At 39.4% G+C, this 16518-nt stretch carries 12 protein-coding genes; 7 read left to right on the top strand and 5 right to left on the bottom strand.

All coding sequences use genetic code 11. The annotated features are described in order from the left end of the window. Positions 1 to 3 precede the first annotated feature (3 nt). Together OOZ15_RS01470 and OOZ15_RS01475 are read left to right on the top strand one after the other, a co-directional pair. Entirely contained in the window at positions 4 to 363 is a 360-nt protein-coding gene (locus OOZ15_RS01470) for a four helix bundle protein (RefSeq protein WP_265953934.1), read from the top strand. A gap of 50 nt (positions 364 to 413) precedes the next feature. After that, the gene (locus tag OOZ15_RS01475) at positions 414 to 1796 is read left to right on the top strand and encodes a sialate O-acetylesterase (protein ID WP_265953935.1); all 1383 of its coding nucleotides are present in this window, start codon (positions 414 to 416) and stop codon (positions 1794 to 1796) included. Positions 1797 to 1801: 5 nt separating this feature from the next. On the opposite strand, the gene OOZ15_RS01480 is transcribed toward OOZ15_RS01475, so the two are convergent. Genes OOZ15_RS01480 through OOZ15_RS01495 form a run of 4 tightly spaced genes read right to left on the bottom strand, consistent with a single transcriptional unit; the run spans position 1802 to position 7243 of the window. Further along, a complete protein-coding gene (locus OOZ15_RS01480) occupies positions 1802 to 2998 on the bottom strand; it encodes an AGE family epimerase/isomerase (protein ID WP_265953936.1) in 1197 nt (398 codons plus the stop codon). Continuing rightward, positions 2998 to 4188 (bottom strand): glycoside hydrolase family 130 protein, encoded by a 1191-nt coding sequence (locus OOZ15_RS01485; protein WP_323053760.1) that lies wholly within the window; start codon positions 4186 to 4188, stop codon positions 2998 to 3000. Before OOZ15_RS01485 ends, OOZ15_RS01480 begins: the two co-directional genes overlap by 1 nt. 28 nt (positions 4189 to 4216) lie before the next feature. Beyond that, positions 4217 to 6040: a sodium:solute symporter family protein gene (locus tag OOZ15_RS01490; protein WP_265953937.1), complete on the bottom strand. Its 1824-nt coding sequence runs from the start codon at positions 6038 to 6040 to the stop codon at positions 4217 to 4219. Between the two features lie 6 nt (positions 6041 to 6046). Beyond that, positions 6047 to 7243: a glycoside hydrolase family 26 protein gene (locus tag OOZ15_RS01495; protein ID WP_265953938.1), complete on the bottom strand. Its 1197-nt coding sequence runs from the start codon at positions 7241 to 7243 to the stop codon at positions 6047 to 6049. A gap of 119 nt (positions 7244 to 7362) precedes the next feature. Between OOZ15_RS01495 and OOZ15_RS01500 the strand changes: the two genes are divergently transcribed. The 5 genes from OOZ15_RS01500 to OOZ15_RS01520 all read left to right on the top strand — a co-directional run bounded on the left by OOZ15_RS01500 (position 7363) and on the right by OOZ15_RS01520 (position 15705). Next, positions 7363 to 8253 carry an AraC family transcriptional regulator gene (locus OOZ15_RS01500; protein WP_265953939.1) on the top strand — a complete coding sequence of 297 codons (891 nt, stop codon included), beginning with the start codon at positions 7363 to 7365 and terminating at the stop codon, positions 8251 to 8253. A gap of 562 nt (positions 8254 to 8815) precedes the next feature. Further along, positions 8816 to 11953 (top strand): SusC/RagA family TonB-linked outer membrane protein, encoded by a 3138-nt coding sequence (locus OOZ15_RS01505; protein WP_265953940.1) that lies wholly within the window; start codon positions 8816 to 8818, stop codon positions 11951 to 11953. 17 nt (positions 11954 to 11970) lie between these two features. Then, positions 11971 to 13533, top strand: a complete 1563-nt coding sequence (locus OOZ15_RS01510; protein WP_265953941.1) for a RagB/SusD family nutrient uptake outer membrane protein — start codon at positions 11971 to 11973, stop codon at positions 13531 to 13533. 13 nt (positions 13534 to 13546) lie between these two features. Beyond that, positions 13547 to 14599 carry an IPT/TIG domain-containing protein gene (locus tag OOZ15_RS01515; protein ID WP_265953942.1) on the top strand — a complete coding sequence of 351 codons (1053 nt, stop codon included), beginning with the start codon at positions 13547 to 13549 and terminating at the stop codon, positions 14597 to 14599. 113 nt (positions 14600 to 14712) lie between these two features. Continuing rightward, positions 14713 to 15705 (top strand): glycoside hydrolase family 5 protein, encoded by a 993-nt coding sequence (locus OOZ15_RS01520; protein WP_265953943.1) that lies wholly within the window; start codon positions 14713 to 14715, stop codon positions 15703 to 15705. A gap of 51 nt (positions 15706 to 15756) precedes the next feature. On the opposite strand, the gene OOZ15_RS01525 is transcribed toward OOZ15_RS01520, so the two are convergent. Next, a complete protein-coding gene (locus OOZ15_RS01525) occupies positions 15757 to 16506 on the bottom strand; it encodes a C40 family peptidase (RefSeq protein ID WP_265953944.1) in 750 nt (249 codons plus the stop codon). Positions 16507 to 16518 lie beyond the last annotated feature (12 nt).

Consider the following 16518-nt stretch of genomic DNA (forward strand, 5'->3'; position numbering starts at 1 on the left):
GTTATGGAAAATATAAAAAGAAGAACCCAGGATTTTGCTGTGGATTGTTGGAAGTTATGTGATAAGCTTCCGAATACAAGAGGTTATAATGCTTATTGTAATCAATTAATCAAATGTTCGAGTTCTGTAGGAGCAAATTTTAGGGCATCACAAAGGGCAAAATCAACTGCGGATTTTATCAATAAGCTTAAAATTGTTGAGGAAGAAGCTGATGAGAGTATGTACTTTTTAGAGTTGTTAGGTAAAGTTTCTCCAAAATACAGGGAAGAAATTAAAGTTTTACACAAAGAAGCAGATGAGATTTTATCTATAATCGTGGCATCTATTAACACAACAAGAAAGAAAAGGTCAAGAGAAAGATAATTCATATTCCGCAACAAAATTTCGTAACCCGTATTTCGCAATTCAATCATATGAAAATAAAAATTTTAAACGTCTTGTTGCTTCTATCAGCAACCACTATGTCTGCAAATGTAAATTTACCTTCCATTTTTTCAGACAATATGGTTTTGCAAAGAAACGCTGAAGTAAAATTATGGGGATGGGCAAATGCGATGGAGGAAATAAAAGTAGTGGCTTCTTGGAACCCTACGGATACCTTAAAAACTGAGGCCGACAGACATGCAAATTGGAATGTTTTACTGAAAACACCTGAAGGTCCCGGGCCTTATACCATTACCATTTCAGGTTATACTACGGTAACGTTGGATAATGTTTTGGTGGGCGAGGTTTGGTTGGCTTCGGGACAGTCGAATATGGAGTGGACGGCATCGACCGGGATTACCAATAAAAAAGAAGCGATTGCTAATGCCAACCATCCGAATATCCGTCTTTTTACGGTAGCGAAGCGTTCATCAGAAGCCCCACAGCAAGATGCGATAGGGAAATGGGAAGAATGCAGTCCGGAGACGATGCAGTATTTTAGTGCGGTAGCCTATTTCTTCGGAAAAAAACTGGAAGAAAACCTCGATGTGCCTATTGGACTCATCAGCTCTAATTGGGGAGGGACACCTGCCGAAACCTGGATCCCGGAAACGGAATTTGAAAGTGATAAAGAATTGGTGAAAGCTGCCGAATTGCTTAAAAAAGAACCCTGGTGCCCAAGTGAACCTGCATTGTCCTACAACGGAATGATAGCACCGCTTGTCCCGTTTAAAATTGCTGGGGTGATATGGTATCAAGGGGAGACCAATACCCTCAATCCGCAGGATTACACGCATGTTTTTACGAGTTTGATAAAAAGTTGGCGCCATCAATGGAACGCTGATTTCCCTTTTTATTTTGCACAGATAGCTCCGTATAATTACGGCGATAATTTCTCCGGTGTTGAAGTAAGGGATGCCCAACGCCGAAGCTTGAAGCTAGGAAATACAGCCATGATCATGACGGGCGATATCGGGAATGTCGATGATATCCATCCGCGCAACAAAATGGATGTTGGTTTGCGTTTTGCCAATATGGCTTTGGCAAATCATTATAAAGTATTGGAAAAAGAAGTAAACGGACCTTTGGTCAAGAATGCGGTTCAAAAAAAGAACAAGATCGAAATTTCATTTGAAGCCTCGGAGGGAATATATTTCAGTGATGGAAAAACATCCAAATTGTTTGAAGTAGCCGGAGAGGACAAAAAATTTAAAACTGCAAAAGCCACCATATCCGGAAATAAAGTGGAGTTGAAAACCAAGGTTAAAAACGTGAAGTTTGTGCGCTACGCATGGTCGAACATAGCTATTGTCGATTTGTTCAACAAAGTTGGTTTACCGGCATCGAGTTTTCAAATTGTAGTTGAAGAATAGCTGAATTAACAAAGTTTATCGATGAGCACTAGGCACGCCCTGGAAATGTGGTAAGGACTTTTCCACATGCTCGTCTTGTCTTCGTTGGTGTAGGGCTTAAAATTTTCATCAATCCTGAAGAACCATTCGCCGTTTTCCCTGTCGATGATATGCTTTTTGGTAAACTCCCAAATATCGATAAGCGCATCTTTGTATACGGTGTTTCCTGAGTGTTCATAGGAGTAATACAAACCAATCATAGCCTCGACCTGTGGCCACCAATGCCTATCAGTATCTATCTTTTTTGTGGCTCTGTCCATTTCATTGAGTACTCCTTTTGCTTTGATATATCCCTTTTTTAGAAATGTATCAGAAACAGGAACCAAGATGGCATTCACTTTTTGCAGCAGGTTATCATTTTTGGTACTTTTTGCAGCATCCACAAGTAACCAGATGGCTTCGATGTCGTGTCCGAAAGAGATGAGTTCACCCTGTAAATTCCAATCGTCGTCAAAAAACAATTCAAAATTATAATCCTTGTTAAGGAATTTCTCCAAGAAAAGTGTAATCAGATTTTCAAGAGCATCTTTAACGGCTTTTTCCGGATGGATTTTATAAAGCGTGGTATAGGCTTCCAGAATATGAAGGTGGGTGTTCATGGTTTTCGATCCGTTGAGGTCTTTGTCGCTCAACCGCATATCTTGAATGGGTTTCCAATCCCCTTCAAAGGCTTCGATGTACCCGTTTTTTTCAGTATCGAAAGCATGTTTTTCTATCAATTCAAAAATCGTTATTGCCCATGCTTTTGCCTTTTTATCTTCTGAAAACAGATAGTATTCAGATAAGGCGTAGACAGTAAAAGCCTGAGCGTATATTTGTTTTTTTCTGATGGTGGGTTTGCCTTTATGGTCGAGCTCCCAATAAACACCGCCGTATTTTTTATCCCTGAAATGATCATGGAGGTATTGAAATGCACGTTCGGCATAACTTTTAAGATCGGGGTCTTTTTCCTTGGAATTTAAAATAGCAGAAAACGACCAAAGCAAGCGACTGTTTAGGATAATGCCTTTGTTTGCTTGTTGAATTGGATGGTTGTAATGATCCCTACGGCCTATAAAACCATCATTTTCAGTATCAATGCTATAGGTTTTCCAATAACTGATAATGGATTTCAGTTCTTCACGGAGTTCATTTTTTATTATTTTCAGGGCATTACTGTTCATTAATACAAGCCTTTGTTTGCTTGGACAAGATTTAAGATATTCTGTACCGATGCTCCTGAAGTCAATTGATCTTCGGCAGTATTCTTTACATAATCAAGTAGTTGTTCTACTGTTGATGTGGCCACATGACAACGCGTATCCGAAGAGGCATAGTAGATATAGACTTTCCCGTTTTCTTCGATCCATCCGTTGGAAAAAAGAACATTGGGGACATCACCTACGGTTTCTTGATAATTGGGAGCCATAAAATAGCCGGCAGGTTGGTGAATGATTTTTGAAATATCGTGTAGATCAGTCATAAACAAATACAGCGTATAGCGCAGACCCCCGGCAGTATTTCGCACTCCGTGGGCAAGATGTAGCCAACCTTCATCAGTTTTGATTGGAGCAGGACCCAAGCCGTTTTTTAGTTCGTAAACCGTGTGATATTGTTTTTGGTTGATAATATTTTCATTTTCAACCACGGGATTGATCATGTCTTTAATGTAACCAAGACCGATACCGCCACCACTTCCAACATTGATAAAGCCATCTTGAGGTCTTGTGTAAACGGCATATTTTCCATCTACAAATTCAGGGTGTAATACCACATTCCGTTGTTGACCGGTGTTACTGATGAGATCCGGGAGTCGTTCCCATTTCTTAAGGTTTTTGGTACGTACGATCCCCGCATTGGCAATAGCCGAACTGGTATCGCCGGCAGGAGCTTCGGGGTCTTTTCTTTCGGTACAGAAAATTCCGTAGATCCACCCGTCTTCGTGTGCTACTAATCTCATATCGTAGACATTGACATCCGGATTTTCGGTTTGTGGCAGCTTGATGGGTTCATCCCAAAATTCAAAATTGTTGATACCGTCCGGACTTTCAGCAATAGCAAAAAACGATTTTCGGTCATAGCCTTCTACACGAACAGCCAAAAGGTATCTTCCTTTCCATTTGATGGCTCCCGGATTGAAGGTGGAGTTGATTCCGAAGCGTTCTAAACCAAGAGGGTTTCGTTCTGCCGAAAGGTCATATCGCCAGTGAACGGGAGTATGGTCTGCGGTAATGACGGGGTGTTTGTAACGTTGATAAACTCCGTTGAAGTCATCAGTAGGGACATTTTTTCTGTTGATGATATTTGTATAGTGCTGCATCAACATATCATAATTTTTAATTCTTGTCACGGTATTAATATTCCTTAGTTTCATCTATTTATTCTTCTTTATTTTGTGGTGTTTATATTTCTTTTTTCAGTTTATCCCACCAATTGTATTTTAAGATGATGAGACAAACAGCTAAGATGAGCAGGGAAACAATTAGGGTGGTGTTTTCATGTAGGATAAAATACAATGGGATAACAACTAAGAGTGTTTGTGCCGCTACACCTATAGCAATGTTGAACATATCTCTGGAAAACGTTTTGTTCCTCTCAAAACCGGGATCTTTTGCTGTTATTTTTTTATGAATTGGTTTCCAAAATCCCCACGGGTTTGTTTTTTTGTAGAACCCCATCAACACGTTCTCGTCTGTTGGCGGGGCTGAATACGTCCCAGCAATACACCCTACAAGAGAAATGATCAGGATAATGGGAAAATAGTACAGATCGAGGGTGTCTGTAAACATTGGAAATATTAGAGCTGGGATGATTCCGGATAGCATTCCCCAGAAATACCCTTCGCCGTTAAAACGCCACCAATGCCATTTCAGAACATTGGAAATAACATAGCTTCCGTATAAAGCAGAAACGATCCACTGTAAAATGGAATTTACGTCTTGTACAAAAAAGCCAAGTACGATACTGATAAGCACTACGATAATACCACTTCCGTAGTTGACTTGCTTGATCTTTTTCGCACTAGCATGCGGATTTTTATATTTCAGATAAATATCGTTCACTAAATATGCCTGGGCAGCGTTCAAGGTTCCGGCGAAAGTGGACATGAATGCGGCCAATAATCCGGCGAGTAATAACCCTAAAAGCCCAACCGGAACAAATTGCTGAATGGCAGCCGGTAATATTTTTTCAAAATCAAGGATACCCGCAGTAGTCAAATTCAATTCTTCATAAAAAAGAATGGCTAAAACCGAGAATCCGCCAACCATAAGGTAACGGGTAGGGATAAGGGCAGCAATGGAAAAAGTACTCATTTTGGTCGCTTCCATAGGCGATTTTGTCGATAAGATCTTCTGCATATCATAGTTGGGTGCTGGTCCGGCGATACTGGCTAAGATCCCTTTGAACAACATTAACATAAAGAACAAGGAAAAAAGTGAATAGCCGTCCGATAGTATCTTGTTGTTAACCTCGTCTATGATCCCTGTCCAATCCATGTTCAGTTTCCATCCGAAGAAGGGGTTCATCCAGTCCTCAGGGACATTCAGTGTTTGGTTTCCTATGGCAAGCCACGCAATAACAGCAATGGCGATAGATGAAATGGTCATGATCGAGTATTGTAGGACATCGGCCCAAACAATACCGGACATTCCTCCGATAACGGAATAGAATACAGCAAAAAGTGTGAATACTATTCCGTAAAAATGCGGAATGTAAGAAGGGGGGACGTTAATGGGCACGAAGTCTTTGATTATTTCCCACGGAATGAAGATCTCGACAAATTTTCCCAATCCGATGAATCCGTAGGCCAAAAAGCCAAGACAACTCAAAATGGCAAAAACAACGATGATGGTGTGCGAAAGTCTTCCACCTTTACCATTGTCGAATCGGAATAGAATCCATTCGGCTCCAGTGGTTACGTTAGACCTTCTCAGCCAAGCAGCTAAATAAACCATTAAAAAAACCTGGTTGAAAACCGGCCATAACCACGGAATCCATATACTTTTAAAACCGTAAACAAAGGTGAGCGTCACCAACCACATGGTGCCGGAAATATCAAACATACCTGATGCGTTGGAAAGCCCCAACATATACCAGGGTAATGATTTTCCGCCGAGGAGATAATCATCTTTACTTTTTTGTGCTCTTTTCCTGAGGATTAATCCAATAGCGATGGTGCCTACAAGGTATAACAGGATGATGCCAATGTCAAGGGGTTGTAACATAGTTTTTTAGTTGGTTTGTTTGAGCGGTTTGAATTTATATTTTTTGATGTCTTTGAGTAGAAGAATATCTTTTTGTTTTGAAAGTTTTTTAAAATCTTTAACGGAAATTTCGTTAGGATAGGGGGCAAAATAATGCTCCTGACTGTCATTTCTCCACAATAGGATCCAAGCAATGCCTGATTTTTCTATGCCCGGATACAAAACTTCTGTCCACCATTTTTCACTTTTGATTTTAATATTACCGGTTTCTGTCAGCGCATACAACTTACGGTGCGTTTGGGCAAAGCTTTTCATAACGGAAATATCGTTCTTTAAGGCTTCAGTATAACGTTTGTCACCACTGTGATTGTAAATATCAATCCCGACAATATCAACATATTCATCCCCCGGATAGAACAAACCGTATTCTTCATTGTTGTTGAGGGTGTTGGGGGAATAAGAATACAACAGATTATGTACGTTCCTGTTTTTTAGCTGATCTACAATATCCCTAAACAAGGTTTTGTATTTATCAATACTACAATTTCCCGTTCCCCACCAAAACCAAGCACCGTTCATTTCGTGAAAAGGCCTGAAAACAACAGGAGCTAATTCCCCGTTTTTAGTTTTTAAGCTTTTAAAAAAATCACCTAATCGGTCGATCCAGGTTAAATATTTATCTCTGTTAGCCCCTCCGTCCAAAATAGTGGAAACTGCAGGGGTGGTATCCCAGGAATCCCCATCTGTTGCAGGATTGTCAAGATGCCAACTGATGGTCGAGAAACCACCCTTTTCATGATTTCTTATGATCTGTTTTTTCATCAGGTCAAAAGAAACGGAATCAAGATTTTTGCTGTGTCCCAGTTCAATATTTCCTACATCCCAACCTTGAATGGCGGGATATTTTCCGATGACATCTTCAATATCACTTTTAAATTTATTTTTTTCTGAAGCCTTCCAATGTACTCCATAGGCAGTAGCGTCTTGATGCCCGATGGAGATTCCTGTATGGGATAAAAACTCTATTTTTTTATAAAGTAGTTTTGTTTCCGTAGTCGCATTTGTATCTGCAAGAAAAAGTTCATGGGTGTTCACATATTTTGTACTATTACATGCATTTAATACAATCAATAGTATGATATAATAGGTGAAATAAAAGCATTTTTTTGTACGTTTGATTGCTTTTATATATCTATTTGGTGTTTTATGTTTAATTTTTGACATAAAAAATTAATGTTTTCATATAATCAAACATGAAATTTAACATTTTTCAAATTTATGACAAGAGCAATAATTTCATTAGTATAAAATTGTCAATTTGTGATATCATTTAAACATTTTGTATGGAGAGTGTAGAGAGTATTAGGAATAAAGCGCACCGTGAAATCATTCAATTAGCACCGGAAGATAGTTTTTTAGTTTTCGATAGGGTTAAAGACGATTTTGATTACCCGGTTCATTTTCATCCTGAATATGAACTCAATTTTATTTATAACGGAGCGGGGGTACGTCGGGTAGTAGGCGATAGTCTCGAAGAAATAGGAGAGATAGAATTGGTGTTGGTTGGCCCTAACCTGATACATGGTTGGGAGCTTCATAATTGTAAGAGTAAAAATATTCATGAGATCACAATTCAGTTTCACAGTGATCTTTTTGATGAAAAAATGCTGTCGAGACGTATTTTTAAGCCTATTCGTGATATGTTTTACCGTTCCAACCACGGTATTTTGTTTTCAGACGGGACAGCACATCGGCTTAAAAAACAGATCATGTCATTGTCTAAGATTGATAGTATTGACTACTTTTTGGAATTGATTTCCATTCTGTACGATTTGGCAAATTCGAGAAATCAAAGGCTCTTATCAACCTATACTTCTCAGAACAAGAATTTTGAGAACAGTAAAAAAATAGGTAAGGTTTATGAGTATGTCCAAGAGAACTACCATAGGCGCATTACCTTGGACGAGATTTCAGCATTGGTCAATATGAGTTCCGTTTCTTTCAACCGTTTTATCAAAAAAAGGACAGGGAAAACCTTTATTGAATATATCAACGACACCCGAATCAGCTTTGCTACACGATGGTTGATCGAATCGGATTTAAGTATAGGCGAAATCGGTTTTAAATGCGGATTCAATAACATAGCAAATTTCAACAGGGTTTTTAAAAAAGTAAAAAATTGTACACCAAGCGAATTCAGGGAAGAATTTGAAGGTATAAAAAGAGTGTTATAACCCCCTTATTTTATTGTCATGTCTTCTTTTTGATCTCTTACGGTTATAATTAGAAATTCCATCACCATCAGATTAAATCCTACTAAGCGGGCCTTACCTGACTGCTCTGCCTTTGCCGGCAGGCATCGAAATGGGTTAGGATCTATTCATTTGAACCTGCCCAACTATGTCGTTCAGGCGGATACCTTGTGGACCAGCCTTTGTCGGCAGACAGACTTACCCCGAGACAATTGATTGGTATGGACGGATTCTACATGGAATTAAACTAAGGTTTATTTCCTTTTCTCTTACCCTATGGTGACGCTCAGGGTTAGTTAATTAATTAATGGTCTGTAATGAGGGATATGTATATTTTACGTTAAAATTTTATTAATCTTTGACAAAATAGTATTACACAACTTCTTTCAAAGCCCATATTTTTACATTCGTAATAAAACACCATGTTTTTAAATAATTTCATGAATTAACAACATATTAATTATTAAAATCATAATTATGAATGAAATATGGCATTACACAAACTAGTTAATAGCAAACAAAATCAAATTAATTCAATCAAACTATGCAAAGAAAGCTACTATTACTTCTGATGCTTGTAGTTTGTTCTTCTTTTCATTTGATTGCCCAGAAAACGATATCCGGAACTGTTTATGACAGTGATGGAATTCCGCTGGGAGGTGTCAATGTTCTGATAAAGGGGACAAATAGTGGAACAGCAACAGATTTTGAAGGAAATTATCAAATAAGTGCGTCGGATAATGATATCCTTGAATTCACTTATGTTGGTTTTAAGACCCGTGAAATACGGGTAGGAGATCAGTCGGTTATCAATGTTACAATGGAAGAAGATTTTCAAAGTCTTGATGAAGTAGTAGTCATTGGTTATGGTACACAAAGAAGGGAGAATATCAGTGGTTCTGTTTCCAGTATTCAGTCTGAAGAAATAGAAGACATTCCCCAGGTGAGCATTGACCAGCTTATGCAAGGTAGGGCAGCCGGGGTAAGTATTACCCAGAACTCCGGGCAACCCGGAAGTTCGGTTTCAGTAAGGATTAGGGGAATTACATCCATAACAGGTTCAAACGAACCATTATACGTGATAGACGGTGTTCCAATTTCGGGTGATGCCACCAACTCCAGCACCAGCGGCTCGAGTCCTGTAGGTTCTGACGGACAGCAAGAAGTGGCGGTGAGTCCGCTTGCGTCACTTAATCCTAGCGATGTTGAGTCGATAGATATCCTTAAAGATGCATCAGCTACTGCTATTTATGGATCTCGAGGAGCAAATGGAGTAGTAATTATCACCACTAAAAAAGGAAAACGGGGTGAAGGTAAATTCACTTATGAAACACAGCTTTCCATTCAGGAACCTGCGAAACTTATAGACGTGATGGAACTTCCTGAATATGCAGTATTACAAAACCTTTTCTCAGACCTGACCGGAATACAACCGAGGTTGGAGTTTGCCAATCCGGATCTTTTAGGTCCGGGAACTAATTGGCAAGAGGAGATTTTTCAAAGGGCTCTTATGAAAAAACATCAGCTTTCTTTTTCTGGTGCTTCAGAAGATGGAGATATTGACTACTATATCTCGGCCGGCTACCTCGATCAACAAGGGACTGTAATCGGTTCTTCTTTTGATAGGATTTCATTGAGGTCTAATGTTAATGCAAAGTTAAAAGACTGGGTAAAAGTTGGTGCCAGCATTTCTGCCAGCCGAACAAATCAGAATATTACCATTAACGGTAACAGGAATGGGGTAGTGAGCTTAGGTTTATTACAGACGCCCGATATAGCGGTGTATAACCCTGATGGATCGTATGCAGGACCGGTACGTGATGATGGACTGGGGTCTATTAATCCGGTGGCTTTGGCGCTTAGCATAGACAACAAGCTTAAAACCGATCGTTTGTTTGGAAATGTTTTTGCTGAATTCACCCTCGCAGATGGATTGTCATATAGAAGTGAGTTTGGAGGTGATTTTACCTTTAATAAAAACACAAGATTTACCCCAACCTATCAATGGGGAAGGTATGTAAACGAACTTGCTACATTAAATTTAAGGGACGAGAGATCATCGTTCTGGATCATGAAGAACTATTTTAATTATAATAAGAACTTTGGAGGAAAACATAATCTTAATTTATTGCTTGGGCATGAAGCGCAGGAATCTACTTGGAGCGGTACTTTGGCTAATGCAGCAGGTTTTTTGACCAATGATATTAAAACCCTAAACCTTGGGGATGCAGATTTTGCTTCAAACGATGCATACAAAGGGAGTCAGGCATTACAATCTTTTTATGCCAGGGCCATATATAATTTTGATAGTAGATATGGTATCACGGCAGTTATAAGGGCAGATGGTTCCTCTAAATTCGATCCGTTAGGCGAAAATCAATGGGGGTATTTTCCATCGATATCGGCTTCCTGGCAATTGTCTAACGAGAAGTTTATGGAAAATTTCACGGCTTTACAAAACATAAAATTTAAAGCAGGCTACGGTGTTGTTGGTAATCAGAACATACCAAATTATCGCTACGGAGCATCCTTGGTAACTTTTAATACCGGCTTGGGAACAGGTTTTGGAATTTCAAATATTGCAAACTCGGATCTAAAATGGGAATCTTCCAAACAAACTAATATAGGTTTGGAGTTCGATACCTTTGGGAATCGTTTGTCGACTACCATAGAGGTGTACGATAAAACTTCTAAAGATTTTCTTTATCAATTACCATTACCGGAATATCTGGTTGGAGTAGCTCCATGGAACGGTGGTGTTGGAGCGCCTTTCGTAAATTTAGGTGAAATGAGGAATAGGGGGTTAGATGTAACCCTTAACTATCAAACATTGAACGAAGGTAAGTTTAACTGGAACTCATCACTAACACTTTCACATAATAAAAATGAAGTGATGGAATTGTTGGAGAATTTCGAGATTTTAGGAGAAACCAGATTAAACAGTAATACGCCAGCAGCGGTAACAAAAACAGAAGTAGGGCAACCTATCGGACTTTACTTCGGATATAAGGTAAAAGGGATCTTTAATGATGAAGCTACCATAGCCGATCAGCCGGAACAATTCGGAACAGTTTTTTCTCCCGATGGTGGAGAAACATGGCTGGGTGATATACAATATGAAGATATAAACGGTGATGGTGTTATAGACGAACAGGATAGAACTGTTATCGGTAATCCACATCCTGATATCATTTTTGGGTTCAACAACTCGTTTAGTTACGGACCGTTAAGTCTCTCTTTTTTCCTTCAGGGATCAGTAGGGAACGATTTAATGAATCTTACCAGATTGAATGCATCAACATTAAACAGGAGGAATACAAACCAAGTGGAAGAGGCGGCAAATTATTGGACTCCCGAGAATAGGGATACCAATATTCCAAGACCGGTGCCGGGAGACACCTATAATAATGAAATATCAGATAGGTGGATAGAAGATGGATCGTACTTAAGAATACAAAACGTCTCACTTGGCTATACACTGCCTCATAAGTATGCAGAAAAGATAGGAATAGATGTGCTTAAGTTGTATGGAAGTATACAGAACTTATACACCTTTACAGATTACAAAGGTTTCGACCCCGAAGTGGGTTCGTTCAATCAGGATGTGTTGTTAACAGGTGTTGATAATGGTAGGTATCCGTCTCCAAGGACATTCACCTTAGGGTTAAACCTTCAGTTTTAATTTAAAAAGCATTAAAGATGAAAAGAAATATCAAAAAATTTTCGGTTCAGCTCGTCAATATATTTATTCTTATTGTATTAAGCTCGTGCAGTAAGGAATTTTTAGACCGCCCACCGGAAGACGCATACAGCATAGATGATTTTTATGCCACAAACGAACAAGTGGCTGCAAGTACCAATATATTATACAATGCCCCTTGGTTTCAGTTTAACGATACACCAATGTGGGCAATAGGAGAACTTTCTTCAGGTAACGGAAGAACTTGGGATGACAACTCAGCCGACTTTATGAAATTTACCGTTACTAATAGAAAGAATCATATTAGCAATGGCTGGGCTTCCTTATGGTCTGTAGTAGCACAAGCAAACGCACTTATTAATTTCCTTCCGGATCGTGTGGGAGAAGATGTAGACCAGAGTGTGATTGATAATGCCTTGGGCGAAGCCCACCTTATGAGGGCAATGGCCTATTTCTATATGGTGAGGATCTGGGGACCGGCACCAATAATTGAGAATAATCTCGACCATGTGTACGATCCTAAGATACCAACCAATAGGGTAGAAGACGTTTATACCTTCATTAAAAACGATTTAATGTTTGCCGCAGATAATTGCTTCAAGAAGGTAAGAACCAGTAATTATGCCGATAACGGTCATGTTTCAAGCGGTTCGGCAAAGGCTTTGCTTGCCAAGGTTTATTTATATAAAAAAGATTATGCCAATGCACGGAAATATGCCGAAGAGGTAATCAACTCGGGTGAGTTTAAACTGTTTGGTTTGGATGTAGCAGGTTCGTATAACGATCTTTTCCTTACTAAAAACAATAATAACGAAGAATCTATCATAGCCCTTCAATGGTCTAATAGTGGAGAGTACGGACAAGGGAATGCGCTTCAGGCAATGTATGCCTTTAGTACCACTATAACCGGTACAGGTGATGGATGGGGGGCTATAGGACCGACCATAGACCTAATTGAATCCTATGAAGAAGGTGATGCCAGAAGGTATGGAACCATTATGGAAGAAGGCAATGTATATCCTAACCTGAATGGAGGGTTTGAAGTTCCTGAAGATCCCGGTACCCAGGGTACACGTGTGGCCATTAAGAAGTATGTGGTAGGTAAGCCGGAATTTAATGGGGGCGGTTCGAGTCAGAATGCGCCCAACAACACATATTTGTTAAGATATGCAGATCTGTTGCTTATACATGCCGAGGCTGTAATGGGCGGAACAGCCAGTACCACTGATCCCGCTGCATTGGCTTCCGTAAACAAAGTACGAGAAAGGGCAGAACTCCCTCCGCTTACTGAATTGACCAAAGAAGCCTTGCTACACGAAAGAAGAGTAGAATTAGCCTTTGAAGGGGAGTATTTTTATGACCTTGGTAGAATAGATAAGGCAGAGGCCATTGCTATTTTAAGTGATCAGGAAAGGGGAACATATAGTAACGATGATCCACCGGTAGTATGGAGTGAAAAGTACATTCCTGACGAAGATGATTTTATGTTCTTATATCCGCAGGTAGAAGTGCAGAAAAACCCATTGTTACTTGAACCACCTGTGCCTTATGATTTTAATTAAAAAAAGCTTGAAAATGAGAAGTTTATATAAAAATAAAATAATAGGTTTTTCAGTACTGTGCTTAGCCTTTTTAGGTATAGGTGCATGTACAGACGTAGGAAGGGATGGTGTAGAAAGCCCAAATGGAGCACCTGAGATTAGATCGGTAAGTAAGGCAGAAAACGATTCGCTCACTACCGTAGGGATGTTACAGAATATGTACATCATTAGGGGGAAGAATTTAAAAACCACTACAAATGTTTATTTTAATGAATACAACACCTATTTTAATCCGGCTTTAGTGCGTGATGATAATCTTATAGTTACTATTGAAGAAGATACCCCTTGGGATAATGCTTCAAACAAACTCAGGGTGGAAACCTTAGGAGGGTCTGATGAATATGACTTTGCCATTGCACAGCCCGCACCGAAAATCGATGGCTTTGTTTCAGAATTTGTTGATGGGGAGTCAATTGTGGTGATTAGTGGAGAAGTGTTTAATAACCTAATGAGTGTTAAATTTGATGATGTTGAGGCAGAAATTGTTTCTTCTTCAGACACGGAGATTACAGTAAAGGTTCCTGACGGAATTTCACAAGCATCTATTTTTGTCGAAACTCCCGGTGGAATAACACAATCTGAAGCAGCTTACGGATTTTTATACACGTTCTATGATGATGAACTTAAAGCAGCCGAAGACGGATTCCAGATCTGGGGCTGGGGCGGTACCGATGATCCAGCCAATGCCGAACAGGTAAAAACTGGTGAATATTCCTTTAAGAGAACATTTGAAGGAAACTGGGGCGGTATACAGTTTGGAGCAGGAAGTATCGATATGTCTGAGTATGCAGTATTAAAAATATCGATATATGCAGGCACAAATGCCAGTCAGTTAAATATGATAATTAATGGTGATTGGGATAACCCATACCCTTTAACTTTGATAGAAGGACAATGGAACGATTTTAACATTCCGCTGTCCGACCTTGGGTCTCCGGAAACACTCACGGAATTCGTTATGCAAGAAGCGTGTAACTGTGGTGAAGATGGAATAGAAGTATGGATAGATGATTTTGGCTTTAATTAAAGGTATAAAAGCTTTGGCTTAACCAACCAATGCGTTTGATTCATAGTCCGTTCCCCGGAATTTAGGGGAACGGTTTTTATATTTGAATGATTAAAATTTACAAACCAACCAAAATGAACACAAAAAAATATTTTACACTTTTATTATGCTTTACAGCCTTATGTCTTTCAGCTCAAAATAAATTAAACCGTATTACTGTTGAAGGGAATAAATTTGTAGACGATAAGGGGAAAACAGTCGTTTTTAAAGGCTACAGCAGTAGTGATCCTGATAAATTATCAAGTCAGGAACACTGGAACAAGGCTTACTTTGAAGAATTAAAAAACTGGGGAGCCAATATTGTCCGTTTCCCTATACACCCAACAGCATGGAGAAAACACGGCAAAGAAGATTATTTAAAACTTCTCGATAAAGGGATAAACTGGGCAGAAGAACTGGGGATGTATGTCATTATAGATTGGCACAGTATAGGAAACCTGCGAACAGAAATGTATCAGCACAATATGTATGATACTACCAGAAAAGAAACTTTCGATTTTTGGCGTACCATAGGCAAACGCTATGGAAAAAACACCACGGTGGCTTTCTACGAATTGTTTAATGAACCCACAACCTACAATAATGAGCTGGGAACCATCACCTGGGAGTATTGGAAGGAGTTGAATGAAGAGATGATCACTATTGTACGAGCTAATGGAGGAGAGGGGATACCACTGGTAGCCGGATTCAATTGGGCATACGACCTTACTCAGGTAAAAGAAAATCCTATTGAAGCAGAAGGAATTGCTTATGTAAGTCATCCATACCCACAAAAAAGGGAAAAACCCTGGGAAGAAAAATGGACAAATGATTGGGGTTTTGTAAAAGAAAAATATCCATTGGTATTGACAGAGATCGGTTTCTGTGGACCGGAAGACCCGGGTGCACATATTCCGGTTATAAGCGATGAATCTTACGGCGATGCCATTACAAGATACAGCGACGATCGCGGAATTTCATTTATTGTATGGGTTTTCGATCCGCAGTGGGCTCCAAGGCTTTTTACCGATTGGGATTTCACCCCTTCCCGACAGGGAAAATATTTTAAAGCAAAATTAACTGAATAAAGGATTTTCTAATCTGTGTAATCAGCAGAAATCCGTAAAATCAGTGTTTACTTAAACAATCTTTTTGATAACACGCAACTTGTGCGTATGGGTTTTGGTATCGATATTGAAAATCCCGCTGTGATCTATACGGTCTATGCGTACTTTTCCGTGGGTATGGATGATATAATTGTCTTTCATGATAATCCCCACATGAATGATATTTCCTTCTTCATCGTCAAAAAAAGCGAGGTCCCCGGGCTCACTTTCTTCTATAAAACTAAGTGCTTCTCCTTGTGTTGATTGTTGTGCAGCATCTCTTAACAAATGGTATCCATTCAGTTTATATACCATTTGCGCAAGTCCGGAGCTATCTATTCCAAAGGGCGTCTTTCCTCCCCATAAAAAAGGGGAGTTCAAGTAAAGAAAAGCGGTTTCCACAATATTTTCTTTGGAAAGGATACCTGTTCTGGTTGCTCCGTCAAAGCTTCCGGATAACAATTCAGTGTTTCCAACATTACACCCCAGTGGGATGGGAAGCAGGTTGTTTTGCTTGTCGTAGATAAATTCAACCAAGTCGGCAGACCATACAGAATCCTCTTTGTCTATGGCCTTGTATATGTCTTCATCGATGAGTTGATATTGGGTGTTATTGATCCACCCTTCATATTTGTCAAATGCTATTCGGATCTTGCTCCAGTGTTTTCGGCGTTCCAGAACTTTAAAATGTTCACCATAGAGCACTTGTGAGCTGAGTTCAGCGGTATTCAGGGGTTCATTACGTAATGGAACAATACTTAAATGACAAATTCCGTATTGCATTTAGATAACAAA

The organism is Galbibacter kalidii (assembly GCF_026241135.1).
Classification (GTDB): Bacteria; Bacteroidota; Bacteroidia; order Flavobacteriales; family Flavobacteriaceae; genus Galbibacter.

Coding starts and splice junctions, on each gene's coding strand:
- OOZ15_RS01470 (WP_265953934.1), top strand. CDS start 4: ATGGAAAATATAAAAAGAAGAACCCAGGATTTTGCTGTGGATTGTTGG.
- OOZ15_RS01475 (WP_265953935.1), top strand. CDS start 414: ATGAAAATAAAAATTTTAAACGTCTTGTTGCTTCTATCAGCAACCACT.
- OOZ15_RS01480 (WP_265953936.1), bottom strand. CDS start 2,998: ATGAACAGTAATGCCCTGAAAATAATAAAAAATGAACTCCGTGAAGAA.
- OOZ15_RS01485 (WP_323053760.1), bottom strand. CDS start 4,188: ATGAAACTAAGGAATATTAATACCGTGACAAGAATTAAAAATTATGAT.
- OOZ15_RS01490 (WP_265953937.1), bottom strand. CDS start 6,040: ATGTTACAACCCCTTGACATTGGCATCATCCTGTTATACCTTGTAGGC.
- OOZ15_RS01495 (WP_265953938.1), bottom strand. CDS start 7,243: ATGTCAAAAATTAAACATAAAACACCAAATAGATATATAAAAGCAATC.
- OOZ15_RS01500 (WP_265953939.1), top strand. CDS start 7,363: ATGGAGAGTGTAGAGAGTATTAGGAATAAAGCGCACCGTGAAATCATT.
- OOZ15_RS01505 (WP_265953940.1), top strand. CDS start 8,816: ATGCAAAGAAAGCTACTATTACTTCTGATGCTTGTAGTTTGTTCTTCT.
- OOZ15_RS01510 (WP_265953941.1), top strand. CDS start 11,971: ATGAAAAGAAATATCAAAAAATTTTCGGTTCAGCTCGTCAATATATTT.
- OOZ15_RS01515 (WP_265953942.1), top strand. CDS start 13,547: ATGAGAAGTTTATATAAAAATAAAATAATAGGTTTTTCAGTACTGTGC.
- OOZ15_RS01520 (WP_265953943.1), top strand. CDS start 14,713: ATGAACACAAAAAAATATTTTACACTTTTATTATGCTTTACAGCCTTA.
- OOZ15_RS01525 (WP_265953944.1), bottom strand. CDS start 16,506: ATGCAATACGGAATTTGTCATTTAAGTATTGTTCCATTACGTAATGAA.